25 protein-coding genes are annotated in these 26,249 nt (G+C 71.4%); 5 read left to right on the top strand and 20 right to left on the bottom strand.

The window, feature by feature from the left end:
- Nucleotides 1-34: 34 nt before the first annotated feature.
- Nucleotides 35-2,590 (bottom strand): ATP-dependent Clp protease ATP-binding subunit, encoded by a 2,556-nt coding sequence (locus HUT10_RS30665; protein WP_176174363.1) that lies wholly within the window; start codon nucleotides 2,588-2,590, stop codon nucleotides 35-37.
- A gap of 365 nt (nucleotides 2,591-2,955) precedes the next feature.
- Here HUT10_RS30665 and HUT10_RS30660 point away from each other — a divergent pair, with 365 nt between their 5' ends.
- Nucleotides 2,956-3,780 carry a (2Fe-2S)-binding protein gene (locus HUT10_RS30660; protein ID WP_176174362.1) on the top strand — a complete coding sequence of 275 codons (825 nt, stop codon included), beginning with the start codon at nucleotides 2,956-2,958 and terminating at the stop codon, nucleotides 3,778-3,780.
- A 1-nt stretch (nucleotide 3,781) separates the two neighbouring features.
- Here HUT10_RS30660 and HUT10_RS30655 read toward each other — a convergent pair whose 3' ends face one another.
- Complete coding sequence (locus tag HUT10_RS30655) at nucleotides 3,782-4,351, bottom strand: TIGR03086 family metal-binding protein (protein ID WP_176174361.1); 570 nt, start codon at nucleotides 4,349-4,351, stop codon at nucleotides 3,782-3,784.
- A 33-nt stretch (nucleotides 4,352-4,384) separates the two neighbouring features.
- On the opposite strand from HUT10_RS30655, the gene HUT10_RS30650 reads away from it, so the two are divergent.
- Nucleotides 4,385-5,227, top strand: coding sequence for a helix-turn-helix domain-containing protein (locus HUT10_RS30650; protein ID WP_176174360.1), 843 nt, complete (start codon nucleotides 4,385-4,387; stop codon nucleotides 5,225-5,227).
- Nucleotides 5,228-5,348: 121 nt separating this feature from the next.
- Here the strand turns inward: HUT10_RS30650 and HUT10_RS30645 are convergent, their stop codons facing one another.
- Together HUT10_RS30645 and lysS are read right to left on the bottom strand one after the other, a co-directional pair.
- Nucleotides 5,349-5,699, bottom strand: coding sequence for an Lsr2 family protein (locus tag HUT10_RS30645; protein ID WP_020641935.1), 351 nt, complete (start codon nucleotides 5,697-5,699; stop codon nucleotides 5,349-5,351).
- A 145-nt stretch (nucleotides 5,700-5,844) separates the two neighbouring features.
- Nucleotides 5,845-7,356: a lysine--tRNA ligase gene (gene lysS / locus HUT10_RS30640; protein ID WP_176174359.1), complete on the bottom strand. Its 1,512-nt coding sequence runs from the start codon at nucleotides 7,354-7,356 to the stop codon at nucleotides 5,845-5,847.
- A gap of 77 nt (nucleotides 7,357-7,433) precedes the next feature.
- Between lysS and HUT10_RS30635 the strand changes: the two genes are divergently transcribed.
- On the top strand, nucleotides 7,434-8,186 hold the full coding sequence (locus HUT10_RS30635) for a class I SAM-dependent methyltransferase (RefSeq protein WP_176174358.1): 753 nt from the start codon (nucleotides 7,434-7,436) through the stop codon (nucleotides 8,184-8,186).
- Between the two features lie 50 nt (nucleotides 8,187-8,236).
- Nucleotides 8,237-8,638, top strand: a complete 402-nt coding sequence (locus tag HUT10_RS30630; RefSeq protein WP_176174357.1) for a DUF6640 family protein — start codon at nucleotides 8,237-8,239, stop codon at nucleotides 8,636-8,638.
- A 4-nt stretch (nucleotides 8,639-8,642) separates the two neighbouring features.
- Here the strand turns inward: HUT10_RS30630 and HUT10_RS30625 are convergent, their stop codons facing one another.
- The 7 genes from HUT10_RS30625 to HUT10_RS30595 all read right to left on the bottom strand — a co-directional run bounded on the left by HUT10_RS30625 (nucleotide 8,643) and on the right by HUT10_RS30595 (nucleotide 16,635).
- Entirely contained in the window at nucleotides 8,643-9,419 is a 777-nt protein-coding gene (locus HUT10_RS30625; protein WP_176174356.1) for a type III pantothenate kinase, read from the bottom strand.
- 5 nt (nucleotides 9,420-9,424) lie between these two features.
- Nucleotides 9,425-9,922, bottom strand: coding sequence for an aspartate 1-decarboxylase (panD, locus tag HUT10_RS30620; RefSeq protein ID WP_013230457.1), 498 nt, complete (start codon nucleotides 9,920-9,922; stop codon nucleotides 9,425-9,427).
- 9 nt (nucleotides 9,923-9,931) lie between these two features.
- A complete protein-coding gene (gene panC, locus HUT10_RS30615) occupies nucleotides 9,932-10,837 on the bottom strand; it encodes a pantoate--beta-alanine ligase (protein WP_176174355.1) in 906 nt (301 codons plus the stop codon).
- The gene (locus HUT10_RS30610) at nucleotides 10,834-11,739 is read right to left on the bottom strand and encodes a Rossmann-like and DUF2520 domain-containing protein (RefSeq protein ID WP_176174354.1); all 906 of its coding nucleotides are present in this window, start codon (nucleotides 11,737-11,739) and stop codon (nucleotides 10,834-10,836) included. Before HUT10_RS30610 ends, panC begins: the two co-directional genes overlap by 4 nt.
- 143 nt (nucleotides 11,740-11,882) lie before the next feature.
- Nucleotides 11,883-12,983, bottom strand: coding sequence for a PrsW family intramembrane metalloprotease (locus tag HUT10_RS30605; RefSeq protein WP_176178103.1), 1,101 nt, complete (start codon nucleotides 12,981-12,983; stop codon nucleotides 11,883-11,885).
- Between the two features lie 697 nt (nucleotides 12,984-13,680).
- Complete coding sequence (locus HUT10_RS30600) at nucleotides 13,681-16,104, bottom strand: DUF6779 domain-containing protein (RefSeq protein ID WP_176174353.1); 2,424 nt, start codon at nucleotides 16,102-16,104, stop codon at nucleotides 13,681-13,683.
- A gap of 69 nt (nucleotides 16,105-16,173) precedes the next feature.
- Nucleotides 16,174-16,635, bottom strand: coding sequence for a DUF3180 domain-containing protein (locus HUT10_RS30595; RefSeq protein ID WP_176174352.1), 462 nt, complete (start codon nucleotides 16,633-16,635; stop codon nucleotides 16,174-16,176).
- 61 nt (nucleotides 16,636-16,696) lie between these two features.
- Here HUT10_RS30595 and HUT10_RS30590 point away from each other — a divergent pair, with 61 nt between their 5' ends.
- Entirely contained in the window at nucleotides 16,697-17,632 is a 936-nt protein-coding gene (locus HUT10_RS30590; RefSeq protein WP_176174351.1) for a MerR family transcriptional regulator, read from the top strand.
- Nucleotides 17,633-17,711: 79 nt separating this feature from the next.
- On the opposite strand, the gene folK is transcribed toward HUT10_RS30590, so the two are convergent.
- The 9 genes from folK to HUT10_RS30545 all read right to left on the bottom strand — a co-directional run bounded on the left by folK (nucleotide 17,712) and on the right by HUT10_RS30545 (nucleotide 26,161).
- Nucleotides 17,712-18,203 carry a 2-amino-4-hydroxy-6-hydroxymethyldihydropteridine diphosphokinase gene (folK, locus tag HUT10_RS30585; protein WP_176174350.1) on the bottom strand — a complete coding sequence of 164 codons (492 nt, stop codon included), beginning with the start codon at nucleotides 18,201-18,203 and terminating at the stop codon, nucleotides 17,712-17,714.
- Nucleotides 18,200-18,559, bottom strand: coding sequence for a dihydroneopterin aldolase (gene folB, locus HUT10_RS30580; RefSeq protein WP_176174349.1), 360 nt, complete (start codon nucleotides 18,557-18,559; stop codon nucleotides 18,200-18,202). The genes folK and folB overlap by 4 nt, the downstream gene beginning before the upstream one ends.
- On the bottom strand, nucleotides 18,552-19,349 hold the full coding sequence (folP, locus tag HUT10_RS30575) for a dihydropteroate synthase (protein WP_176178102.1): 798 nt from the start codon (nucleotides 19,347-19,349) through the stop codon (nucleotides 18,552-18,554). Before folP ends, folB begins: the two co-directional genes overlap by 8 nt.
- A gap of 35 nt (nucleotides 19,350-19,384) precedes the next feature.
- Nucleotides 19,385-19,990 (bottom strand): GTP cyclohydrolase I FolE, encoded by a 606-nt coding sequence (folE, locus tag HUT10_RS30570; protein WP_176174348.1) that lies wholly within the window; start codon nucleotides 19,988-19,990, stop codon nucleotides 19,385-19,387.
- Nucleotides 19,968-22,361 carry an ATP-dependent zinc metalloprotease FtsH gene (gene ftsH / locus HUT10_RS30565; RefSeq protein WP_176174347.1) on the bottom strand — a complete coding sequence of 798 codons (2,394 nt, stop codon included), beginning with the start codon at nucleotides 22,359-22,361 and terminating at the stop codon, nucleotides 19,968-19,970. Before ftsH ends, folE begins: the two co-directional genes overlap by 23 nt.
- Before the next feature lie 201 nt (nucleotides 22,362-22,562).
- Nucleotides 22,563-23,390: an ESX secretion-associated protein EspG gene (locus tag HUT10_RS30560; protein ID WP_176174346.1), complete on the bottom strand. Its 828-nt coding sequence runs from the start codon at nucleotides 23,388-23,390 to the stop codon at nucleotides 22,563-22,565.
- A 156-nt stretch (nucleotides 23,391-23,546) separates the two neighbouring features.
- The gene (locus HUT10_RS30555) at nucleotides 23,547-24,311 is read right to left on the bottom strand and encodes an ESX secretion-associated protein EspG (RefSeq protein WP_176174345.1); all 765 of its coding nucleotides are present in this window, start codon (nucleotides 24,309-24,311) and stop codon (nucleotides 23,547-23,549) included.
- A gap of 58 nt (nucleotides 24,312-24,369) precedes the next feature.
- Nucleotides 24,370-25,773, bottom strand: a complete 1,404-nt coding sequence (locus HUT10_RS30550; protein WP_176174344.1) for a hypothetical protein — start codon at nucleotides 25,771-25,773, stop codon at nucleotides 24,370-24,372.
- 22 nt (nucleotides 25,774-25,795) lie between these two features.
- Nucleotides 25,796-26,161, bottom strand: a complete 366-nt coding sequence (locus HUT10_RS30545) for a hypothetical protein (RefSeq protein ID WP_176174343.1) — start codon at nucleotides 26,159-26,161, stop codon at nucleotides 25,796-25,798.
- Nucleotides 26,162-26,249: the final 88 nt, after the last annotated feature.

Raw genomic sequence — 26,249 nt, 5'->3', positions numbered from 1 at the left:
GGGAACCGCCCTTCGGTGAACTACTCAGCCGGGATCAGTCGTTCTCGGCTTCGCCCTGCTCCTCGTGGCCCGCGCCGATGCTGACCGGCGGGGCGTCCGGGATGGACGACGGACGGCGCTCGCCGCGGAAGGTGAACCGCGCCTGGTCGTCCTTGTCCTCCGGGTTGCCGCTCCAGCCCTCGACGTCGACCAGGATGATCTGGCCCGGCTCGACCTCGCCGAAGAGGATCTTCTCCGACAGCTGGTCCTCGATCTCGCGCTGGATCGTGCGGCGCAGCGGCCGCGCACCGAGCACGGGGTCGAAGCCGCGCTTGGCCAGCAGCGACTTGGCCTTGGCGGTGAGCTCCAGCTCCATGTCCTTGGCCTTGAGCTGGGTCTCGACCCGGCCGATCATCAGGTCGACCATCTGGATGATCTGTTCCTGCGTCAGCTGGTGGAACACGATGATGTCATCGATCCGGTTCAGGAACTCCGGGCGGAAATGCTTCTTCATTTCCTCGTTGACCTTCTGCTTCATCTTCTCGTACCGGGTGCCGGTGTCGTTGGACCCGGCGAACCCGAGCGAGACGGACTTCGAGATGTCCGAGGTGCCCAGGTTGGACGTGAAGATGAGGACCGTGTTCTTGAAGTCGACCGTGCGGCCCTGACCGTCGGTCAGGCGGCCGTCCTCCAGCACCTGCAGGAGCGTGTTGTAGATCTCCTGGTGCGCCTTCTCGATCTCGTCGAACAGGACCACCGAGAACGGCTTGCGACGCACCTTCTCCGTCAGCTGGCCGCCCTCTTCGTAGCCCACGTAGCCCGGAGGGGCACCGAAGAGCCGCGAAGCGGTGTAGCGGTCGTGGAACTCACCCATGTCGATCTGGATGAGCGCGTCGTCCTCGCCGAACAGGAACGAGGCCAGCGCCTTGGACAGCTCGGTCTTACCGACACCGGACGGGCCGGCGAAGATGAACGAGCCCGACGGGCGCTTCGGGTCCTTCAGACCGGCACGCGTACGGCGGATCGCCTGCGAGACGGCCTTGACCGCGTCCTCCTGGCCGATGATGCGCTTGTGGAGCTCTTCCTCCATGCGCAGCAGCCGGGTGGTCTCCTCCTCGGTCAGCTTGAACACCGGGATGCCGGTCCAGTTGGCCAGCACCTCCGCGATCTGCTCGTCGTCGACCTCGGCGACGACGTCGAGGTCGCCGTCCTTCCACTGCTTCTCCCGCTCGCCCTTCTGGCCGAGGAGGGTCTTCTCCTCGTCACGCAGGCGGGCGGCCCGCTCGAAGTCCTGCGCGTCGATCGCGGACTCCTTGTCGCGGCGGACGTTCGCGATCTTCTCGTCGAACTCCCGCAGGTCCGGCGGCGCGGTCATCCGGCGGATGCGCATCCGGGCGCCTGCCTCGTCGATCAGGTCGATCGCTTTGTCCGGGAGGAACCGGTCGTTGATGTACCGGTCCGCCAGGGTCGCGGCGGCGACCAGCGCCGAGTCGGTGATCGAGACGCGGTGGTGCGCCTCGTACCGGTCGCGCAGGCCCTTGAGGATCTCGATCGTGTGCTCCAGCGACGGCTCGCCGACCTGGATCGGCTGGAACCGGCGCTCGAGGGCGGCGTCCTTCTCGATGTACTTGCGGTACTCCTCGAGGGTGGTCGCACCGATCGTCTGCAGCTCACCGCGGGCGAGCATCGGCTTCAGGATCGAAGCCGCGTCGATCGCGCCCTCGGCGGCACCCGCACCCACGAGCGTGTGCAGCTCGTCGATGAACAGGATGATGTCGCCGCGGGTCTTGATCTCCTTGAGCACCTTCTTCAGGCGCTCTTCGAAGTCACCGCGGTAGCGGGAGCCGGCGACCAGTGAGCCCAGGTCCAGCGTGTAGAGCTGCTTGTCCTTGAGCGTCTCGGGCACCTCGCCCTTGACGATGCTCTGCGCGAGGCCCTCGACGACGGCGGTCTTGCCGACGCCGGGCTCGCCGATGAGCACCGGGTTGTTCTTGGTCCGGCGGGACAGCACCTGCATGACCCGCTCGATCTCCTTGCCGCGCCCGATGACCGGGTCGAGCTTGCCCTCGCGGGCGAGCACGGTCATGTTGCGGCCGAACTGGTCGAGGACCAGCGAAGACGACGGGGTGCCCTCACCGCGGCCGGAACCGGTTTCGGTGGACTCCTTGCCGCCCTGGTAGCCCGAGAGCAGCTGCAGCACCTGCTGGCGGACCCGGTTGAGGTCCGCTCCCAGCTTGACCAGGACCTGCGCGGCGACGCCCTCGCCCTCGCGGATCAGGCCGAGCAGGATGTGCTCGGTGCCGATGTAGTTGTGGCCGAGCTGCAGCGCCTCGCGCAGCGACAGCTCCAGCACCTTCTTGGCGCGCGGCGTGAACGGGATGTGCCCGCTCGGCGCCTGCTGGCCCTGGCCGATGATCTCTTCGACCTGCTGGCGCACGCCCTCCAGGGCGATGCCCAGCGACTCCAGCGCCTTGGCGGCGACACCCTCACCCTCGTGGATCAGACCCAGGAGGATGTGCTCGGTGCCGATGTAGTTGTGGTTGAGCATCCTGGCCTCTTCTTGAGCCAGGACGACCACCCGCCTCGCGCGGTCGGTGAACCTCTCAAACATGTGCACTCCCTCGACTGCTGCGCCGGCGGCCCGTTTCCATCGCGTGCTTTCACCGCGATGGATTCAGCACCGTGAGACCACTCTAGTAGCCAAGCGGTCGCGCTGGCTTACCACTACGGCTTCTCGCGGTCGTTTCCGCACCCGGACGTGGCATCTTCCCGGGTGCTCCCATCATCAGGTTGCCCTGCACCTTTACGTCAAGCCCAACGTGCGAGCGGCCACTTGGATTCCGCCATCCGCGCGCTGTCCGCTCACCGCGAACAGTCCGCAAGCTGGGAGTGACCCACCCGATTGGCGCAGCCCTCCGGAGTCTGTAAGGTTAGGCACGCCTAATCCACTACGGCGCTTCGAGGAAGGGGCCGCGGTTGAACCAGCAGCGGTCCTTCCGTGACGCACGCGAGGTCGGCGACGGCCTCGCGTCGTCGTTGCGGCGCATTTCGGGGCGCCAGACCCGCAGCGAGCTCCGCAGCGACGTCCCGGAGGGCTGGATCCGCTGTTCGGAGCTGCTGGAGACGCCGTCGAACTTCGACGAGTGGCGCGGCCTGCTGGGCGACTGGCTGCTCCGCGAGCACTCGGCGGCCCCGGCGAGCACGACGGCCAGCTGGGTGATGACGTGGTACCTGCACGTCCCGGCGTACGTCGGGGCGCTGCTCTGGCACCACGAGCGCCGGGTGCCGTCGCTGAAGCCGTCGTCGCTGGCGTTCCGCCTCGCGGACGATCGTCCCCACCCGGACGGAATGGCCCAGCTGGACGACGGGTTCCACTGCCTCCCGACGGACCCGGGATCGGCCCGCCCGGAGGCCACGGTGGTCCGCGACGAGCGAGCGCTGGCGGCGGTGCTGCGGGCGCGCTACCTGGCGCACGCGGCCCGGTTCGTCCAGGTGTATGCCCCGGTGAGCAGATTGGGCCGGAGGACGCTGTGGGCGGCGGCGACGGACGCGCTGGAGAACTCGCTGTGGTGGGCGGGCCGGCAGGGCGGGACACCGGAGGCCGAGGGGGCCGGTGTGGCGGATGCGGCGTTGGTGCTGGACGAGCGGTACGCGCCGCTGACGTCGGCGTCGACACTGCGGCTGGTGGAGGGGGCGGACGGGCACCGCGAGTGGACGAGGCGGCGGGAGAGCTGCTGTTTTTCGTACCTGCTGCCGTCGTCGGACGAGTGCGACGGGTGCCCGCGCACCTGCTCACGCTGACTCAGGCCGTCCAGTCCGGATCCCGCCCAGCGGCCCCCAGCGCCCGCTCCAGCGGCGACGCACCGGCCCCCACCGCCACCTCGGGCCCGTAAACCCCCATCGACCGCGCCTGCGCCCCCATCGCCACCGTCGACTCGTACACCGCCGTCGCCGCCTCGGGGGCGTACGCGCACGGCTGACCGCTGGCCCGGGCCAGATCCCACCCGTGCAGCACGAACTCCCCCAGCACCATCGCCCCCACGACCGCGGATGGCATCGAAGCCGAGCCCAGGGAGGTCGTACCCGTCCACGCCGCCGGTGTGCCGAACACCTCGACCATCGTCTCCGTCTGCTTCTCCAGGTCCGCGAGCCAATCGGCCGCAACCAGCGCCGCCTCGGCCTCGCCACCGGCCGGGGTGGGCGGGTCCTCCCGCCGTCCCGCCGCGATCAGCCACGGCCCCCAGTACAAGAGATGGTTGAGCAGCCCCCGGACGTCATACCCGGCGCACGGCGTCGGCGCGGTCAGGGCGGTGACCCCGCCCGCGATCCGGAGGAACTCGGCCGCGGCCGGCCGCAGCAGCGAAGCAGTCATGCGGCGATCCAACCCGCCGGCGAAGGCCGCGTCTTGGACGAACGCGACAGCTACCGTGAACGCGTGACGCACCGGATCCCGCGCGGCATCGTGGCCGAGGCCACCGCGCGCACGATGTTCACGCTGACCCGGCACCCGCCGGCGCCGCCGCTCGACGAATTCGTCGAATACCACTGGATCCTGCGGTGGGACCGGCGCGGCAGACCGCCGCACGAGCAGCGGGTGCTGCCGAACCTCTCCGTCCACGCCACGTTCTTCCCCGGCGCCTCCGGCGTGTACGGCCCGGCGCACGACGTCTTTTCGCACCGCCTCACCGGCCGCGTCCAGGGCCTGGGCGTGCGATTCCGGCCGGGCACCTTCCGCGCGTTCCTCGGCGGCCCGGTGAGTGACATCGCCGACCGGGCCGTCCCACTCACCGACGTTTTCGGGCCTGCCGCCTCCGCGGCAGCCGAATCGGTGCAGAACGCCGACGGAGATGCGCAAATGGTCGGTGCGATCGACAACTTGCTGATCGCAAATCCCCGGACGCTGTCTCCCGCCGCGAGGGCGGCCGCGGCGGCGGTGGAATCAATCGCGCGTGATCCGGGAATTATCCGGGTCTCGCAACTGTGCGCCGATACTGGACTAACCACCCGCTCCATCCAGCGGTTGTTCGCCGAACACGTCGGCGTCCCGCCCAAGTGGGCGATCCGGATTTACCGGCTCAATGACGCAGCGCAGCGACTCGTCACCGAAGGAGATCCCGATTACGCCGGTCTGGCGGTTCGGCTGGGCTATAGCGACCAGTCGCACTTCATCCGTGATTTTCGGACAGTGACCGGTCAGTCGCCTACCCAGTACGCCAGGGCCGCGGAACCGGACAGCGATCGGACATGAAGAAAGCCGCCGGGCGGAGAATTCGCCCGGCGGCCATCGGTGGAAATCCGCGTCGACAAGAGGTAACCGCTGGTCAACGACCCGCAGCCGGCCCGCGCGGCGGCGGTGCGGACAACCGGCGTCAGTTCTTCTTGTGGTAGGCCTCGACAACCTCGGAGGGGATGCGGCCGCGGTCGGAAACCGCGTAACCGTTCTTGCGCGCCCACGACCGGATGGCCTGGTTCTGCTCGCGGTCGACCGCGGCGGGCCGGGCCGAACCCTTACCCGCGACCGGACGGACCGAGGCACGCTTGCGACCACCGGCACGACGCGCGTGCTCGACATACTGAGCGAGCGCGTCCCGCAGCTCCTCGGCGTTTTCCGAGGAGAGATCGATCTGGTAGCTGACGCCGTCCAAACCGAACTCGACGGTCTCTTCCGCCTCACTGCCGTCGAGGTCGTCGACCAGCGAGACGAGCACCTTCTGTGCCATCCGATTCCTCCTGCGGGGCTTACTCAATGATCTGGTACGGGGCAAGCCCCGGGACAGAAGTCTTTGTCCAGAACATTAGTACCCGCTTCTGCACACCAGCGCAAATCTCATTGCGATAACCCGGTGCTATCCTCACACGGCCGGGTTATTCGGGTCGTACCAGCGGGAAGAGGATCGTCTCCCGGATACCGAGACCGGTCAGCGCCATGAGGAGCCGGTCGATACCCATTCCGACACCACCGCTCGGCGGCATTCCGTACTCCAGGGCACGCAGGAAATCCTCGTCGAGCCGCATGGCTTCGCTATCGCCCTGCGCGGCCAGCAGCGACTGTTCGGTGAGGCGTTCCCGTTCGACGACCGGATCGACCAGCTCGGAGTATCCGGTGGCCAGTTCGAAACCGCGCACGTAGAGGTCCCACTTCTCGGCCACACCCGGCCGGGAGCGGTGCTGCCGCGTCAATGGGGAGGTCTCCAGCGGAAAATCACGGACAAACGTCGGTGCGTGCAGGTGATCTCCGACGAGGTGTTCCCACAGTTCCTCGACGAGCTTCCCGTGGCCGAGCTTCGGATCCACTTCCAGGCCCCTGGCCTGCGCGAATCCGTGCAGTTTGGCGGCGGGCGTCTCCGGGGTCACCTCTTCGCCGAGTGAATCGGACAACGACTCGTACATTCCGAGTGTGGTCCATTCGCCGGAGAGGTCGTACTCCGAACCGTCGGGCAGGGTGACGACCTGCGTGTCCAGCACCGACTGCGCGGCCTCCTGGATCAGCTGCCGGGTCATCACCGCGTTCGTGTCGTACGTGGCGTAGGCCTCGTAGTACTCGAGCATCGCGAACTCCGGCGAGTGCGAGGAGTCGCTGCCCTCGTTCCGGAAGTTGCGGTTGATCTCGAAGACCTTCTCGATGCCGCCGACGACGCAGCGCTTGAGGTACAGCTCCGGCGCGATCCGCAGGAACAGGTCCATGTCGAACGCGTTGGAATGCGTGACGAAGGGCCGGGCCGTCGCGCCGCCGTGCAGCGTCTGCAGCATCGGCGTCTCGACCTCGGTGAACCCGCGGCGGTGGAACGACTCCCGCAGCGACCGGACGACGCCGGCGCGCGTGCGCACGACGTCCCGCGCGCGGGGGCGCATGATGAGGTCGACGTAGCGCTGCCGGACCCGCGTCTCCTCGGCCAGTTCCTTGAAGGCGTTCGGCAGCGGGCGCAGGGCCTTCGAGGTGATGCGCCAGGCGTCGGCCATCACCGAGAGCTCGCCGCGCTTGGACGTGATGACCTCGCCGTGCACGAACACGTGGTCGCCGAGGTCGACGTCGGACTTCCACGCCGCCAGCGCGTCTTCGCCGACCTTCGCCAGGCTGATCATCGCCTGCAGTTCGGTGCCGTCGCCCTCGCGGAGGCTCGCGAAGCACAGCTTGCCCGTGTTGCGCAGGAACATCACCCGGCCGGTGATGCCGACCTGCTCGCCCGTGGCGGTGTCGGCGGGCAGCCCGGAATGCGCGGCGCGCACCTCGGCGAGCGAGTGCGTCCGGGGTACCTCGACCGGGTAGGGATCGATACCCTCCGCGAGGATCCGGTCGCGCTTCTCCCGGCGCACCCGCATCTGCTCGGGCAGTTCGTCTTCGGCGGGCTCGCTGGTGGAAGCGGGGTTTTCGGTCATGGCCCATAGGGTACGAACCCGGCCGGACGATACGCCAACCGGATTACCTTTACCTTTCCTCGATTAGCCTGGACAGCGTGAGCGATCCCACCCGAGGTCAGCGCGCTTCTTCCTTCGGCAGCCGTGCCGCCGAGTACGCCCGGCACCGGCCCGATTACCCCCGGGCGGCGATCGAGTGGGGACTGGCCGGCGCACGGGGAACACCGCGCCGGGTGCTCGATCTCGGCGCCGGAACCGGCAAGCTCACCCTCGGTCTCGCCGCGCTCGGGCTCGACGTCACCGCCGTCGAACCCGACGCGGAAATGCGCGCGGAACTCGAGCGGGCCGTGCCGTCGGTGCGGTCACTGGCCGGCCACGCGGAGCGGATCCCGCTGCCCGACGCGGCCGTGGACGCCGTTTTCGTCGGACAGGCGTTCCACTGGTTCGACGTGCCGGTGGCACTGACGGAGATCGGCCGGGTGCTGCGCCCCGGCGGCGTGTGCGTGCCGATGTGGAACTACGAAGACGAATCGGTGCCGTGGGTCGCCGAGTTCACCGCGCTCGGCCGCGACGGTGCCCGCCGCCCGTCGAGCATCGAAGACATGCGCGAGGTGACGCACCCCGCGTTCGAATCCTTCGAAAGCAGCCGGTTCCGCCACGCGCAACGGCGCACGGCGGAAAGCCTGATCGAAACGATCGCGACGTATTCCGCGGTGATCGTGTCGGCACCGGAGGAGTCGGCGGCCCTGCTGGGCAGGCTGCGGCAGTTCCTCACCGGGAATCCGGCCACCGCGGACGGCGAGTTCGACCTGCCGCTGGTCACCACGGTCCTGCGCGCGCGCCGGCGGTAGCTCCCGACCGGCCTTGACCTCGATCGAACTCGAGGTTGCACACTGCGGCGATGAACCGGAAACCCTGGGGCCGGGCCCTGATCTCGCTGTCCGCGCTCGTGACGGCGGTGGGGCCGTACCGCGCCGACTGGAACGAAACCCACGTGTACAACCCGGCCTGGCCACCGCACGCGAAGTTCCACAACGGCCAGACGATGAGCCTCGGGCTGACGCTCGGCGCCACCAGCCTGTGGCAGCTGTGGCGGCGTCCGACCCGGGCCGGCCTCGACGCCGGGGCGGTGCTGGCGTCGCTGTACTGGGTGACGCAGATCTCCGCGCTGGCCTACCCGGGTGCGAAGGCGGTGGACCCGCCGGGCGAGGCGCGGTTCCCGCAGGCGAAGGCGGCTTTCCCGGCGTTGGCGGTGACGGCGCTGGGTTACTTGCTGGAGCGGCGCCGGCTGGCCAGGAGCTGACGGGTCAGGGCCGGATGTTGCGCTCGTAAGCCAGCCGCAGGCCCAGCAGGGTCAGTTCCGGCACGTGGTCGGTGATCGTCTCGGACTCGTCCAGCACCAGCGGGGCCAGGCCGCCGGTCGCCAGCACCGCCACCTTCTCCGTGCCGCCCGGGGCCAGCTCGCGCACGATCCGGCGCACCAGGCCGTCCACCTGGCCCGCGAAGCCGTACAGGATGCCGGACTGCAGGCACTCGACGGTGTTCTTGCCGATCACCGACCGCGGCGGCACCAGCTCGACCTTCCGCAGCGCCGCCGCGCGCAACGCCAGCGCGTCCACCGAGATCTCGATCCCCGGCGCGAACGCCCCGCCCAGGAACTCGCCGCGGGCGGAGATCGCGTCGACGTTGGTCGACGTGCCGAAGTCGACCACCACGCACGCCGTGTTGTGGAGGTGGTGCGCGGCCAGCGTGTTCACCAGCCGGTCCGCGCCCACCTCCTTCGGGTTGTCCACCAGCAGCGCCACCCCCGTGCGCACGCCCGGCTCGACGACGATCTTCGGGACCCCGGCGTAGTACCGGCCGAGCATCACGCGCAGTTCGCGCAGCACGGCGGGCACCGTCGACAACGCGCTGATCCCGGTCACCGCGTCCGCGTGCGGGCCGAGCAGCCCGCGGACCGTCAACGCCAGCTCGTCGGCCGTCATGCGCGCGTCCGTGCGCATGCGCCAGTCACCCACGAGTTCCCGGCCGGACCACAGGCCCAGGACGATGTTCGTGTTGCCGACGTCGACGGTGAGCAGCAAGCGGGTCAGCTTTCCGCGTGCAGCAAGGCGTCGAGGCGGCGGGCGTCCGCCGTCTCGGCGACCGGGAAGATCGCCGTCTCCTCGTCCGGCGGCAGCGTCACCGTGCCGGACAGCAGCCCCGAGCCCTCCGGCGCGTGGCCGGGGTCGGTGTGCCGGTGGACGATCCGGTTGTCCGCGTCGACGAACACCACGCGCGGCTGGTACGTCGCCGCCTCGGCGTCGTCCATCTGGCCGTACGAGATGAGGATGACCAGGTCACCCGGGTGCACCAGGTGCGCCGCGGCGCCGTTGATGCCGAGCACCCCGCTGCCGCGTTCCCCCTTGATGACGTAGGTCTCCAGCCGCGCCCCGTTGGTGACGTCCACAATGGACACCTGTTCCCCCGGCAGCAGGTCCGCGGCCTCCATCAGGTCTTCGTCGACCGTCACCGAACCGACGTAGTGCAGGTCGGCCTGGGTCACGGTGACCCGGTGGATCTTCGACTTGAGCATCGTGCGGTACATCGTGGACTCCTATTCCCCTGCGTCCAGCCGCTCCGGGTGCTCGACGGCGGCGCCGAGCAACACCGGAACGTTGTCGATCAGCCGGGTACTCCCCACCCGGGCCGCGATCAACAGTCGTGCTTCACCGTCGACGGGCGCGGGCCCGAGGTCGGTTCCCCTCAACTCCAGGTAATCCACCTCGACCGCGGGCCGCGCGGCGAGGGTCTTCCACGCGGTCTCGAGGACCGCGTCCGCACCGTCCCGGCCGACGAACGCCCCCGCGGTGAGGGCGGCCGACAGGACGATGGCGTCTTCGCGCTGTTCGGGCGTCAGGTAGACGTTGCGCGAGGACAACGCGAGCCCGTCCCGCTCCCGCACGGTCGGCACGCCGATCACGTGCGTGTCGATGTTCAGGTCGCGCACCATCCGCTTGATCAGGACCAGCTGCTGGTAGTCCTTTTCGCCGAAGAGGGCGTAGTCCGGACGGAGCAGGTTGAACAGCTTCGCCACCACGGTGAGCACGCCGGCGAAGTGGCCGGGCCGGACGGCGCCTTCGAGCTCGTCGCCGAGCGGGCCCGGGTGCACGGTCACCACGGCGCCCTCGGCGTAGAGGGCGTCCGCGCTGGGCGTGAACGCGATTTCCACGCCGTCCTCGCCCAGCACGGCGAGATCGGCCTCCAGCGGCCGCGGGTAGGCCTCGAAGTCTTCGCCTTCGCCGAACTGCAGCGGGTTGACGAAGATCGAGGTGGCCACGACGTTGTTCGGCAGCCGCTTCGCGCGGCGGATCAGCTCGCGGTGCCCGGCGTGCAGCGCGCCCATGGTCGGCACGAGCGCCAGCTTGCGGCCGACGCCGTGCAGGGCCTTGCTGACCTGGCTCATCTGCTCGGGCGACGCGAACGTGTTCAGGGTGCCGCGGCTGAATTTCGGTGTGGTCACTGGTCTGGGTGCCCTTCGGCGGGATCGTCGAGGAGTTCGGTGAGGTCTTTGGCGGCCGCGGTGTCCAGCAGCCCGGCAGCCGTCGAACGCGCCACCGTGCGCTTGGCCAGCGCGCGGTAGGCCGGCGCCACGTCCGGCGCCCGGTCCGCCAGCACCGCGAGGTGCTTGCGGACGGTGCCGAGATCACCGCGCGCGACCGGGCCGGTGAGGGCGCGGTCGCCGTGTCGCAGCACATTATCCAATGCCGCCGAAAGCAGTGGCGCGACCAGGCGTTCGGATTGCCCGATTCCGGCTTGGCGCAACAGGTCCGCGCAGTCGGCGACCAGCACCATCAGGTGGTTCGCGCCGTGGGCCAACGCAGCGTGGTAGAGCGCTCGCGCGGAGTCGGGGATCCGCACCGGCTCGGCGCCCATCTCGACGGTCAGCGCCTCGCCGACGTGCCACGCCGCTTCGTCGCCTTCGGCCGCCGTGACGCCGATGCTGCACGCGGCCAGCCGTTCGAGGTCCTCCTCGCGGCCGGTGAACGTCATCACCGGGTGCAGGGCGAGCGGCAGTGCGCCGGCCTCGGCCGCGGGGGCCAGCACGTCGATGCCGTGCGCGCCGGAGGTGTGCACGACGATCTGCCCCGGCCGCAGCGACCCGGTGGCGACCAGCCCGCGGACCATCCCGGCGAGCGCGTCGTCGGGCAGGGCGAGCAGCACGAGGTCCGCCCGGCGGACGGTTTCGTCGGGCGGCAGGAGCGGCACGTCGGGGAGGAGGCGTTCGGCACGGGCCAGTGACGAAACGGACAGGCCGGACGCGGCGACCACGGTGTGCCCCGCCCGGGCCAGCGCGGCGCCGAGCACGCTGCCCACCCGGCCGGCGGAAACGACGCCGACCGCGAGGCGGGCGGGCCTCGTCATGGCGTGCGCCTGTGGACGCTCATGGTTGGCAGACTCCCTCTGCTCTCGTTCCAGTCCCTTTCCGGGTACCGGACGACGGCGCGAGACTAACTCGGGCGAGCGCGCGCCGTTGAGCCCGGGTGACCAGCTTCACCCGGACCGGGTCACCCGCGGGCGGCCTCGTCGGCGAGGCGCGTCGCCTCCGCGCGAGCGGCCTTCAGGGTGTGCAGCAGCTCCTGCTGGCGCTGCCGGTCGGCGTCGCTGGTGAGCTGGTGCCGGTCGAGGAACGCGAGCTCCGTCACGCTGGCCTGGTAGACGGCGACGGCCTTCGCGGCCTGCTTGCCGGACTGCCGTTTCGCCTGCCGCCGCCAGGCCCGACGGCCGGGCAGGCTGGCCAGCAGCTCGACTTCCGAAGGAGCGATCCACCGAGCGGCGGCCATGTGCGGCAACGCGGCGGCGATGATCCGCTGTTCCCGCTTCCGCTGCAGGATGACCAGGTAGACGACGCCGAAGAACAGCGGAAGCATGATCAGGAAGTAGACGGTGAGGAACTTCGACCCGCCGAGCAGCGCGGCGGAGTTCCACAGGGCGTGCAGGCAGACGGCGGCGAGGTACCCGGCAATCGGCGCGACGATCTTCAGCGCCTTGGTGGTCGTCCGCGCGGCGATGCCGATCCCGATCCCGGTGAGCACGGCGAACAGCGGGTGCGTGAAGGGGGCGAGCACACCGCGGAGGAAGAAGGCGGTGATGACGCCCTGGCTGTGCCCGTCCCCGAAGCCGTAGTCGGCGAAGGCCCGCCCGAAGTAGTAGATGTTCTCGGTGAAGGCGAACCCGGCGGCGCTGAACCCGGCGTAGACGACCCCGTCGACGACGCCGTCGAACTCGCTGGACCGCCAGAGGATGAGCACGACGAAGAGGGCTTTGGCGGCCTCCTCGACAACAGGGGCGGAGACGAGCGCGGCCACGGTGTTCCCGCTGCCCTGGCCGAGCAGCTCGTCCCCGACGGCCTCGGCGGTGGTGTTGATGAGCAGCGCGGTGATGGTCGCGATGCAGGCGCCCCAGGCGAAGGCGAGCAGCAGGAACTTGGCGGGTTCGGGCTCCCACCGGTCGACCCAGAGGAACCCGGCGACGACACCGGCCACGGGCACGAGCGCGGCGAGAACACCGATGGTGACGGCGAGCGGGCCGACCCGCGCGGTGGCCAGCCCGAAGAGGAAGAGGCCGCACAGGGCCACCACGATCAGCCCGAGCACCGGCAGCAGCACGGTGACCCGGCGAGGCCGCCGTCCACGATCAAGTCCCGTCGCGGGCGAGAGGGTTCCGCTCACAGCGGGTCACCCTACGCAGCGGGGGGAGGAAGAGAAACGCCACCTGGCACAGAGGGTGGGTTGGGGCGGGTTCCGGGTGCCGGGATGGGGGGCTGGGTGGTTTGGGTCGGCTTGGGGTGATTGGCGGTGGGCGCGGGCTGGGCTCGGCTTCGCGCCCGCCTCGCAGCGCTCGAACTCCGGGCGGACCAGGAGCCTCTTGCGCGCGGCCCGGCTCAGGGCCGCCCGCCGATCGAGCGTGCATGGGCGCCCGCCCCGAACCTCCGGCGCCCCGGGACCTGACTCAACCATGCCCGCCCGAGGCGGGCGGCGCAGCCGCACCGCCGATGGCGCCGATCCAGCGTGCACCGGCGCCCGCCCCGAACCTCCGGCGCCCCGAGTGCCCTCACTCAACCATGCCCGCCCGAGGCGGGCGGCGCAGCCGCACCGCCGATGGCCAGCACCCCCGCCGATCCAGCGTGCACCGGCGCCCGCCCCGAACCTCCGGCGCCCCCGGGTGCCTGACTCAACCATCGGGCGGCGAGGGCCTGCCGCTGTTGGGCGTGTGCAGCTCGGCGAGCGTGCGCTCGCCATAGGCGGTCGGGCGGGGCCGGCTAGCTCGGCGAGCGAGCATCCACCAGCGTGGCCTCGGCCCGGCTCAGTCCTCCGCGCGCCGCCGGCGGCGGGGGGTCGAGCCCGTTCCGCCGTTCGCCGCCAGTAGCTCGCTCACCGAACGGCCTGCCGCGTGGGAGCCGCTGCCCGGGGCCGGCTCCGGGGCCGCGCGGCGGCCGTTGCGGGAGCCGTTGTGGCCGTTCGTGTTCTGCTCCACCTCGGCCGGGTCCACCGGGGTCATTCCGCGGCGGGACATCGATGCGCGCTCCGCGACCATGCCTTCCCAGGCCGGGGGCTCGCCGTCCGGACGGCGGCGGCGGCCTCCGCCCGGCGGCTCTGCGGCCGCCGCGGGGACGGCCGGCATCTGCTGCGAGTCCTCCGGCTTGCGGCGGCGGCCTCCCGAGCGGCCCTGGAAGTTGCGGACCGACTCCGGCAGCGTCGGATTCGCCAGCGGCGTCTCCGCCTTGGCCGCCTCCGCCGGGGCCCGGTGGGAACCGCCGTGGCGGGACGGCGGCTCCTCCAGGATCGGCGACATGTCCGCCCGCGAGAACTGCTCCAGCCGCGAGGGACGACGGGTGTCCGCCGCCGGGACCGGGGTGGTCGGCGGGACGACCGGGGGCAGGTCCGTGCGGGACGGCTGCCGCGGGGACGGGCTCTTGCTCGGCACCGGCGTCGTCGGCGGGACCACCGGCGGGAGGTCCGTGCGGCTCGCCGCGGCGTCCCGCGGCATCGGGGGCTTCGGCTCGGGCGGCTTCGGCCGGTTCGGGCGCTGGCGCTCGGCGAAGTCGTCACGGTTCTGGAAGGCCGCGCTCAGGTCCTTGACCGGCCGGATGTCCGACCGCGACATCTCCGACGGCTTCGGCGGCGGCACGTTCGCCGCCGGACGGCCCGGCACCGGCCGCGGCGGCTCGGGCGCCTTGCGGGGCTCCGGCCGCGCGCCGTTCGGCTGGCCGCCGACGCGGGGAAGGTCCGGCCGCGACATCTCCACCCGCGGGATATCAGGCCGGGACATCTCCACGCGGGGAATGTCGGGACGCGACATCTCCACCCGCGGAATGTCGGGCCGCGACATCTCCACGCGCGGAATGTCCGGACGCGACATCTCCACCCGCGGGATATCGGGCCGCGACATCTCCACCCGCGGAATCTCCGGACGCGCCGCCTCGGGCCGCGGAACGTTGGGTCGCGGAGCGTTCGGCCGCGGCGCCTCGGGCCGCGGCATCTTCGGGTCGACCCGCGGGATGTCCGGCCGGGACATCTCCACCCGCGGGATGTCGGGCCGCGACATCTCCACGCGCGGGATGTCGGGCCGCGACATCTCGACCCGCGGAATGTCCGGACGGGACACCTCGGCCGGCCGGAGGTCCTGCCGCGACATCTCCGCGCGGCGCGCGGGCGGCGGCTCGGGACGGCGGATCTCCGTCTTCGGCTCCTGCGGACGGCGGATCTCGGTCTTCGGCTCCGGCGAAGGCGAGGACGAGGCCGAAGGAGTCGGACGCCGGATCTCGGTCTTGGGGTCGGCCGGGCGGGGCACGTCCCGGCGCGTCGGCTCGGCGGCGGCCTCCGGACGGCGCTCGGGCTGCTTCGCGGGCTCTTCCGGCTTGTTCGGCAGCCGCATCGGCTGGGACTCCGCCTGGCGGCGCGCCGCCTCGGCGCGCAGCTCGGCGGCCTTCAGCTCGCGCTGGGCCGCGTTCAGCGCCGGGTCGACCGGCGGCACCGGCGGACGGCGCTCGCTCAGCGGCGTCGGCCGGGACATCTGCTGGGTGCTCTGCACCGAGACGTTCGCCGGGGTCTTCGGTACCGGCTTGCCGCCGAAGCCCTTGCCCTTGCCGCCGAGGCCCTTGCCGTTCGCGGGCTTGCCGTTCGACGCCTTGCGGCGGCGCTCGTCGAGGACGCGGTCGATCAGCTCGGTCGGCCGCTCGCCGCCCTCGACCACCGGCTTCTTGCCGGCCATCAGCTGGGCCGGCTTCTTCTTCGGCGTGACGTCGGGGATCATCCGGTTCTCGTCGGACAGCTTGCGCATCCGGGTCGCCTGCGCGGTCAGCGCGACGCGCTCGAGCAGCACCTCGCCGCCGAACAGCGACTGGAGGCTGTCGCGCAGCGCGGACACCTCGGCGCGCAGCGCCTCGAGCTCCTCGCGGCCCTTGGAGTCGGCGACCTCGCTCTTCTCGGCCTCCACCTCCAGCTCGAATTCGCGCCGGGCCGCGATCTCGCGTTCCAGCTCCAGTTCGTACACAGCCTGCGCCTCGGCGACCGCGTCCTCGCTCTGTGCCGCGTGCTTGCGGTACTTCACGGCGAGGAACGCGCCGATCAGGGCGGCCCAGAGGGCCGCGACGATCCCGAGCCGGAGGTAGCGGAGATCGTCGCTGAGCACCAGTGCGAGGGTGGCTCCGATGGCGAGGACAAAGCCGACGACGAGCCACGGCCTGCCCAAGAGGCGGCCGCGCGAGTCGTCACCCACGCCGGTCATGACTGACACCGTACCTGCTCGTAATCCGAACGAGACCTACTCGGTCCAGCGAGCGGTGTGATTCCAGCGCTAACCGGTCGTTCCGCGGGTGCGCTCCCGATCGTGGTCCTGCGGGGTCCGGCAGCAGTGCTCGAGCCACAAAGCCGCTGCTACCAGGGCTGCGGCGGACACCACGCCGACCACCGCGGCCCGGGTGTCGAGCACCGCGGCGACGAGTTCGTCACGTCGGGGAAAAAGATAGGCGAGCGCCGCCAGCCAGGCGCCAGCCATGAACGCGCCGGCGAGTGACGAAGCCTTGGCGAGGGCCACCGACCGGGCTACCCCGATCGCGGCAACGACCCGGCCGCTCTTGATCCGCGACCGGATCGAGAACGCCAGCACGGCCTCGATCACGGCCAGCACGGCGAAGGTGACGCCGGCCAGCAGCGGCAGCTGCGGGAGCGAGCCGTAGGCCGTCAGGAAGAGCAGGTAGCCGAGGCCCAGGCCGAGCAGACCCGCGACGGCGAGGTCTCGGGGCCGGGTGAAGTGCATACCTCAACCGTACCGTGGAAGAGTTGACTCTCCACCGACTGGAGAGTTCATCATGCGTTTTGTGGGCACCACCGCGACCTTCACCATCGGCGAGCTGTCCCGGCGGACCGGCCTGCCGGTCAAGACGATCCGCTTCTACTCGGACGAGGGCCTCCTGCCGCCGACCGAGCGGACGGACGCCGGTTACCGGCTCTACGACGCGGCCGCGATGGCGCGCCTGGAGCTGGTCCGCACGCTGCGGGAGCTGGGTCTCGGCCTGGCCGACGTCTCCGCCGCGCTGAGCCAGTCGACGACCGTCGGCGAGCTGGCGGTCCGGCACGTCGAGGCGCTCGACGAGCAGATCCGGCGGCTGCGGCTGCGCCGGGCGGTGCTGCGCGCGGTGGCCAAGCGCAATTCCGAGCTGGAGGAAGTGAACCTGATGAACCGTCTCGCGTCGATGTCCGACGAGGAGCGCAAGCGGCTGGTCGACGAGTTCTGGGACGAAATGGTCGCCGGGCTCGACATCGACCAGGACTTCTACCGCCGCATGCGGTCGGGCAAGCCGGAGCTGCCCGACGACCCGACACCGGAGCAGCTCGAGGCCTGGATCGAGTTCGCCGAGCTGGTCCAGGACCCGGATTTCCGGGCCTTGATCCGCGGCATGAGCGAGACCCAGGCGAAGCAGATCAGGGACGGCGAGTTCCAGCAGCCGGCGGAGGCCTGGCGCACCCACTGGAACGAGTGGATGGCGCGGGCCCAGGAAGCCGTCGACGCCGGCGAAAGCCCGACGTCGGAAGCAGGGCAAACGCTTGCGGCCGACATCGCGGCCGCCTCCGCGCGGCCGGACCAGGACGCGGGATCGGCCGAGTTCCGCCGTGAGCTGGCGGACCGCTTCGCGGCGAGCGGCGACGCCCGCGCCGAGCGCTACTGGCAGCTGCTGGCCACCATCAACGGCTGGCCTCCGGTCGCGACGACGCAGCCCGCGGTCGGTTTCATGATCGCGGCCCTGCGCGGCTGACCGCACCGCGGCTACCGTTCGACGACCGGCCGGGAACAGACCGTAACGAACACGCCCGAACCGCCGATGTGAATCCGTTTCAGCCGAGTTCGAGGTCCGTCCGGCGGACCGTCGCCACCTCGTCCGCCGGGCGGCCCTTCAGCAGATCCGCGATCGGGCCGTGGCCCGGCAGCACCGCCGCCGGGTCGATCTCCACCCAGGGCACCAGGACGCTCGCGCGGTCCGGGGTGCCCGGGTGCGGCAGCAGCAGCTCCGGGTCCTCCGACGTCACGCCGTCCACCGTGACCACGTCGACGTCCAGCGTCCGCGGGCCCCAGCGCAGCTCGCGGACGCGGCCCGCCGTCTGCTCGGCGGCCTGGCCCGTGCGCAGCCACGCCCAGTGGTCGCGGGCCGGGTCGTCGACCACGCACACCGCGTTGAGGAAGTCCGGCTGGTCTTCGACGCCCCACGCCTTGGTCTCGTAGACGCTCGACACCGCGACCAGCGCCGGCCGGACGGCGTCGAGCGCCAGCTGCAGGAACCCGAGCCGGTCGCCCAGGTTGGAGCCGAGCGAGAGGACCGCCCGGCTCACCGGTCGCGCCGGACCGTGACGGCCACGTCGTCGAACGTCAGCGGGATCGGCGCCGACGGCTTGTGCACCGTCACCTCGGCCGCGCTGAGGCGCTCGTCGCGCATGACCTCGTCGGCGATCTTGCCCGCGACGCTCTCGATCAGGTCGTACGGCTCGCCCGCGACGATCCCCGCCGCCAGCTCGGCCAGCTCGCCGTAGTGCAGGGTCTTGGTCAGGTCGTCGGAAACGGCGGCCGGCCCGAGGTCGAGCCACACCGTGACGTCGACGACGAACTCCTGGCCGTCGCGCTTTTCGTGCTCGAACACGCCGTGGCGCCCGAACACGCGCAAGCCGGTCAGCGTGATCCGGTCAGCCATCCGTCCTCCAAGCGGCGGCCACCGCGACCGCGTCCAGCGAAGCCCCGACCTCGTGCACCCGCACACCCCACGCGCCGGCCGCCGCGGCCAGCGCGGAGATCGCCGCGGTGGCGTCCTCCCGGCCGTCCGGCGGGCGCGGTGTCCCGTCCTTTTCGGACAGCAGGCGGCCGAGGAACCTCTTGCGCGAAGCGCCGACTAGCACCGGGAAACCGAGGGAGAGCAACGAGTCCAGCCCGCGCAGCAACGCCCAGTCGTGCTCGGCGTTCTTCGCGAACCCGAGCCCGGGGTCCAGCACGATGGCGCTCTCGGCCACGCCGGCCGCCAGCGCCGCGTCCACCCTGGACAGCAGCTCGGCCCGCACGTCGGCCACGACGTCGCCGTACTCGGCGAGCGCCTGCATGTCCTTGCTGTGCCCGCGCCAGTGCATCAGCACCCACGGCACCCGGGCATCGGCCGCGACGCGCGCCATGTCCGGATCGGCCAGCCCGCCCGAGACGTCGTTGATCACGTGCGCGCCCGCCTCGATCGCCGCGGCGGCGACGGTGGCCCGCGTGGTGTCGACCGACAGCGCCACGCCTTCGGCGGCGAGCGTCTCGATCACCGGCAGCACGCGCTCCAGTTCGGTGGCGGCGTCCACCCGGGACGCACCCGGCCGCGTCGACTCGCCGCCGACGTCGATCAGGTCGGCCCCGCGCACCCACATCTCGCGGGCGTGCTCCAGCGCCTGGTCGAGGCCGAGGTAACGGCCACCGTCCGAAAAGGAGTCGGGCGTCACGTTCAGCACGCCCATCACCACGCACCGGCCGGGCGCGGGGAGCCCCACGTTCACCGGCGGGCCCGGATCAGATCGAGTGCCTCCGCCCGGGAAGTGGCGGAGTTCTTGAACTGGCCCCGCACGGCGGAGGTGGTGGTGCGCGCGCCGGGCTTGCGGATGCCGCGCATGGCCATGCAGAGGTGCTCGGCCTCGATCACCACGATCACGCCGCGCGGTTCGAGCTTGCGCACGATCGCGTCCGCCACCTGCGACGTCAGGCGTTCCTGCACCTGCGGCCGCTTGGCGTAGAGGTCGACGACCCTGGCGAGCTTCGAGAGCCCGGTGACCTTCCCGGCGGCGTTCGGGATGTACCCGACGTGCGCGACGCCGTGGAACGGCACCAGGTGGTGCTCGCAGCTGCTGTACATCGGGATGTCGGTGACCAGCACCAGCTCTTCGTGGGACTCGTCGAACGTCTTGTCCAGCACCGCGTCCGGCTCGGTGTACAGGCCGGCGAACATCTCGCGGTAGGCCCGGGCGACCCGGGCGGGCGTGTCCTTGAGGCCATCCCGCTCCGGGTCTTCACCGCACGCCAGCAACAGCTCGCGGATCGCCTTCTCCGCCCGGTCGTGGTCGAAGACCGGGCGGTCGGCGTCACTGAGGCTTTTCTGGTCCATCCACGTCACGACGCTCCCCCTCGCTCTGCTGGTTGCCGGCTTGGTCGGCGAACCAGCCGTGCTCACGAGGGCGTTCTTCGGCACCGGGCCGCCACGACTGGCCCGGCTGGCCACCCGGCGAGGTGGCCGGGGTCCAGCCCGGAGGGGCACCGTAGTTCGGCGGGCCGCTCTGGCCGGACGGCTGGCTGCCGTAGGCCTGCGGCCAGTGCGCGGTGCCGTTCGGGCCACCGTTCGGGCCGCCGTAAGGACGGCCACCGTTCGGGTAGGCGCCCGGCTGCGGCGGGGCGTACGGGTTCGCGTTCGGGTCGCCAGGGGTCGGCGTCGGGTACGGCGGCCCGCCCGGCAGGTCACCGGCGCCCTGGGCGGTGCCGACCGGGGTCGGCTCCGGCTTGAGGACCGGCTTCTCCTTCTCCGGCGGCGGCCACGGCTCGCCGCGCTCCATCGCCAGCTCGCCCGGGGTCTTGATCGGCGGCTTGTCCGACGGCGTCCGCTCACCGAACTCGTTGAACACGGTGATGTGCGGGCGCTTCTCGACCGTGGCGAAGATCCGCTCCAGGTCCTTGCGGGTCAGCGTCTCCTTCTCCAGGAGCTCGATGACCAGCTCGTCGAGCACGTCGCGGTAGGTGTTCAGCACGTGCCACGCCTCGGTGTGCGCCGTCTCGATGAGCTTGCGCACCTCCTCGTCGATCTCGTGCGCCACCTCGAGCGAGTAGTCCGCCTGGCGGCCTGCCGACCGGCCGAGGAACGGGTCGCCCTGCTCCTGGCCGTACTTGACCGCGCCGAGCCGGGCGCTCATGCCGTACTCGGTGACCATCGCGCGGGCGATCTTCGTCGCCTGCTCGATGTCCGACGACGCGCCGGTGGTGGGCTCGTGGAAGACGAGCTCCTCCGCCGTGCGGCCACCCATCGCGAAGACCAGCCGCCCGATCATCTCGGAGCGGGTCATCAGGTCCTTGTCGTCCTCGGGGACGAGCAGAGCGTGTCCGCCCGTGCGGCCGCGCGGCAGGATCGTCAGCTTGTAGACCGGTTCGATGTCCGGCATCGCCCACGCGGCGAGCGCGTGCCCGCCCTCGTGGTAGGCCGTGATCTTCTTCTCCTTCTCGGAGATGATCCGGCTCTTGCGGGCGGGGCCGCCGACGACGCGGTCGACCGACTCCTCCAGCGCCGCGTCGGTGATCACGTGCCCGTTCTGGCGGGCGGTGAGCAGCGCGGCCTCGTTGAGCACGTTCGCCAGGTCGGCGCCGGACATGCCGACGGTCCGCTTGGCCAGGCTGGTCAGGTCGGTGCCCTGGGCGATCGGCTTGCCCTTGGCGTGCACCTCGAGGATCGCCTTGCGGCCGCGCAGGTCGGGCGCGGACACCGGGATCTGCCGGTCGAACCGGCCCGGGCGCAGCAGCGCCGGGTCCAGGATGTCCGGCCGGTTGGTGGCCGCGATCAGGATGATGCCGCCGCGGGCGTCGAAGCCGTCCATCTCGACGAGCAGCTGGTTCAGCGTCTGCTCGCGCTCGTCGTGCCCGCCGCCGAGGCCGGCGCCGCGCTGGCGGCCGACCGCGTCGATCTCGTCGACGAAGATGATGCAGGGCGCGTTCTGCTTGGCCTGCTCGAACAGGTCACGCACGCGCGAAGCACCGACACCGACGAACATCTCGACGAAGTCCGAGCCGGAGATCGTGTAGAACGGCACGCCCGCCTCGCCGGCGACAGCGCGCGCGAGCAGCGTCTTGCCGGTACCCGGCGGCCCGTAGAGCAGGACGCCCTTCGGGATCTTCGCGCCGAGCGCCTGGTAGCGCGCCGGGTTCTGCAGGAAGTCCTTGATCTCGTACAGCTCTTCGACGGCCTCGTCGGCGCCCGCGACGTCCCCGAAGGTCGTCTTGGGCATGTCCTTGTTCAGCTGCTTGGCCTTGGACTTGCCGAAGTTGAGGACGCGGTTCCCGCCGCCCTGCGCGTTGTTCATCATCCACATCAGCAGGCCCAGCACGAGGGCGAGCGGGATGGCGAAGATGAGGATCTGCGTCAGCACGCCCTGCTGGGTCACCTTGGTGGTGAACTTGATCGGCTGGCCGCCTGCCTTCGCCGCGATCAACGAGTCGTAGATCGGGCGGGTGGCGTCCGCCGGGTACTGCGAAATGATCTGGGTGACCTGCTGGCCGTCGACGTCGACAGGTTTGTTCAGCAGCAGTTTGAGCTGCTGTTCCTTGTCCTCGAGGCTGGCTTCCTTGACGTTGTTCGAGGTGATCTGGGAGTTCGCCACCGAGATGGGTGCCTGGGTGTACCCACGATCACTGTCGAAGATCGTGTTGTACGCGAACAACGCCAGCAACCCCGCGACGATCCACAGCAGTGGGTTCCTGAGCACGCTCTTCCGGTTCATACGACTCGGCCCTGGTGGCCTCGACCCTCCCTGGTTGGGCGGCTCCTGTGATACCCGCCATCACGATCTTGACAACCCGTGGTGCCTGGACACCTGCCCATCAGGGTACCGCCCGCTGCCGCGTTCATCCCCTGTGAGCCTCTCGCAGGTCAACGGGCGATAGCGCCCCCGGGTTCCCGGCCGGTGTCCGCGGTGGTCACGCTAGCGCGTGCCGTCCGACACACTGTTCACCATCTCGCCCAGCCGGGTGCGCAGCGTCGCCGGGTCCGCCGGGGCCACGGTGACCCACTCGCGGCCGTCCGTACCTGCGCGGGAGAGGCTGAGGTAGCGCCCGGTCGCGGTGTCGAACCAGGCCAGCACCCGGGACCGCTGCTTGGCCCCGACCTGCGAACGGCTGTTCGCTGCCAGCTGACCGCCGCGCTGCCGGGGCTGCCCGGAGATGCGGCCGTACGCCTCGCGCGGGTCGGCCGTGACGCGCTCGCTCAGCGGAGTCCGCCGCGCCTTGCCCCGGCGTTTGTCTTCTTCCTCACCCGGCGCCGACGGCAGGGACACCGGCACCCGGATCGGCGCGGTGCGCAGGGCGTCGTCCAGCGGGAGTGTGACCGACGCCTCGCTGCCGCGCGGCCCGGCCGGCAGCAGCCCGATGACGGCGGAGACCAGGCCGTCCGGCGGGACGTCCCGCAGCCAGATCCCGTCGGCGTCCTGCACCGCCAGCACGCCCTTGGTCTCGTCGGCCGCCGCGAGGACGCCGACCGTCGGGGCTTCGAACTGCGGGATGTGCAGCGCGTCGATGGTCAGCGGGGCGAAGGCCAGCAGGTGCAGGGCGTCCTCGATCGGCGGCGCGAGCCTGCCGCGCGGTTCGCGGACGCCACGCGCCTTCAGCTCGACGTCGACGCGGTGACGCAACGACACGCGCTCGTCCTCGGTCGCGCCGTGCGACCGGACGATCAGCGGGTACGGCAGCTCCCCGACCCGCGCCGACTCCCAGAGGAAGTCGAACGCCAGTGGCGAGAAGAACTCTTGCATCATCACTCTCCCGGATCGGACTCTTGCTCAGCGTAGCCCGCACCACCGACAGAAACGGACGGCTCCGGGCAGGCTGCGCACGTCCGGAGACCGATCTTCCCAGAGGCGGCCGGAGCCGGCTTCGGCCGTGCGGACCCCGCCCCGGCAGCGCCGGGTAGCTCAGACCGAGCTGGTCGTCGAGGCGCCGGCGAGCATCTCGCCGAGGCGGTGGCGCAGCGTGGCGGCGTCGGCGGGCGCGATGGTGATCCAGTCGCGGCCGTCGCGGCCACGGGTGACCTGGGTGAAGTAGCGGCCGGTCTCGGTGTCGAACCAGCTCAGCACCGGCGTGCGGGTCCGGCCGCCCAGCCGGCTGCGGGCGTTGGCACCGATCTGGCCACCGCGCAGCCGCGGCTGGGCTTGCAGGCGGGCCAGCGCCTTGCGGTCCTCGTCGGCCGACGCGCGCTCGTCGCCGGGGGCGGGGGCCCGGCCGGTCAGCTGCTCCAGCGGGACCGTGATCGACTTCTCGCTGCCGCGCGGGCCACCCGGCAGCAGCGACACGATCGCGCTGGCCAGGCCGTCGGACGGGCACGGCTGCAGGTGCAGGCCGCGGGTGTCCTGCACGGCCAGCAGGCCCTGACCGCCCAGCACGCCGGCGATCGCGAGCAGCGGTTCGGCGTCCGGGGCGATCAGCTGGACCGCGTCCAGGCTCAGTTCGGGGCTCGCCAGCACGCCGAAGTAGTCCTCGACGTGCGGTTCGGGCCGGCCGCGGCCATCGGCGAGCCCCCGCGCGGTGAGCCCTTCCAGCGTGCGGCGGCGCAGCAGCGACCGCTCGTCGACGGTCGCGCCGTGCGAGCGGATGCGCAGCGGGTACGGCAGCTCGCCCAGCCCGGCGGACTCCCACAGGAAGTCCACCTCGACCGGGGTGAGCAGCTCAGCGTTCGGCATCGAGCCACCCCCAGGTGAAACCGGGCCGGGCACACGTCGGCGTGCCCGGCCCGGAGGATCAGCGGTCTTCGTCGTCGTCGGACCACGCGCCGATGACCGGCGGCGGGGTCGCCTGGTTCGCGCCGAAGGCCTCGTCCGGGTCCGCCTCGATGAGGAAGGACGCGTGCGTGTGCTCCTCGTCCTGCTCGCCCTGCGCGGTCTGCGGGGCCATGCCGCCCATGCCCGGGTTCATCGGCGGCGGGGTCTGCCCGCCGATGGTGCCCGCGGACGAGACGAGGCCCTGCTGCGGCGCCTGGGCCGACGCCGCGCTCTGGCCCTGGCCGTCGGCCGCCGCCAGGCTCGTGTCGTTCTGGGACTTCGCGCCGGACTTGCTGCCCGCGCCCAGCGCCCGCGAGGCCAGCGCGCCGAGGCCGCCCGCCACGCCACCGAGGCCGAGGCCCATGCCGATCTTGCCGAGCGGGTTGCCGCCGCTGCCGGTGTGACCGCCACCCGGGGCGACGCTGCCGGTGCCCGTACCGGTGCTGGTGCCGGTGCCCACGCCCGCGGCCGTGCCGCCCGGGCCGTCGCTGCCGAGCGAGGCCGCGTCCGCGCCGAAGGCCGCCGGGACGCCGCCGTGGCCGCCGTTCGGGCCGACGACGCCGGCGTGCTGCGCGCCGAACGTGCCGCTGTGGCCGCCGAAGCCCTGGCCGCCGGAGGCGAAGACCGCGCCGCCCGCCCCGGGGAGGCTGTCGACCGGGCCGCTGCTGCCGACGCTGTGCACGGCGTTGAACGAGACGGAGTTGTGCGACGCCGTCGGCTTCATGCCGAGCGACTCCGGGCCGAAGCTCGGGGTCGAGTTGTCGACCTCCTTCATCGCCTGGGTGTAGGCGTTGAAGAAGGCGACCTGCTGCGCCTTGACGTCGTTGGCCGCGTCCGCCTGCGCCTTCTGGTCGGCGATCAGCGCCGCCGGACCGCCTGCCAGCGCAGCCGCCATGGCCTGCTTGGGGTCGAAGTCCTTCGGGGCGGGCATCTTCTTGACCTCGGCGGCCGCCGCGGCCTGCTTGGCGAGCCGGTCGGACATCGTGTGCGCGGCGTCGGAGGCCTGCGAACCGGAGTTCGCGATGGCCACCAGCGCGCCCTGCGCGCCCGCGGCACCCCGGCCGACCCACGCGTTGCCCAGCTCGGCGATCGCGTTGTACAGGTGGTCGGAGGCCTGCTTCAGCTCGGAGCCGTGGTGGGCCCAGACGTGCCCGGTCGCCTCGGCCGTGCCGGGGTCGTTGTTGTTGACCGCGCCGGCGTAGAGCTGCTGGCTTTCCTGCGCGTTCCAGTTCGGCGGGTTGGCGATCGCCCGGTCGCTGCCCATGTCGAAGCCGCCGGCGCTGCCGCGGGCGCTGTCGACGATGTTCTGCGCCGCGGAGTTGTCGCCGAGCGGGACCACCGAGCCCGGGTTCGCCGCCTGCTGGTCGCTGTGGTTCGGAGCCATGACTACGAGTTCCCCCTTGGACTCAGGCGTTGCGGAACGGGTCGGCCGCGGCCTGGTCGACCTCGTGGTAGCGGGCCATCGCCGTGACGATGCCCTCTTCGGCGGCGGAGTACTGGTCGAGCAGGTTCTGCAGCGCGGCGGCGTAGGAGTCGCCACCGCCGTCCGCGCGCTGCACGAACTTCGCGGCCATCGCGTTGCCGACCGGGTTGTCGCCGAGCTTCGGCGGCTGCGCGAGCGTGCCCGCGCCGGCCAGGAGGGCCTCGACCGCGTCCTTGCCGGTGCGGATCTTGTTCAGCACGGCCTGCGCGGCGTCGGGGTCGACCCCGACCTGACCCGCCGCGGCCGCGGCCTTGAAGGCGTTCGCGTCGGCAGCGCTGCTGTTCCCCATCTGCACTCTCTCCCGTTCCCCCGACCCGGTCACCGCGGGCACGAATGGTCTTCGCATAGGTTAACGCACGTGATCAGAGCCTATGACG

Source organism: Amycolatopsis sp. Hca4 (assembly GCF_013364075.1).
GTDB lineage: Bacteria > Actinomycetota > Actinomycetes > Mycobacteriales > Pseudonocardiaceae > Amycolatopsis.
Note: the sequence above shows the minus strand (reverse complement) of the source record. Positions and strands in the feature narration are given on the sequence as shown.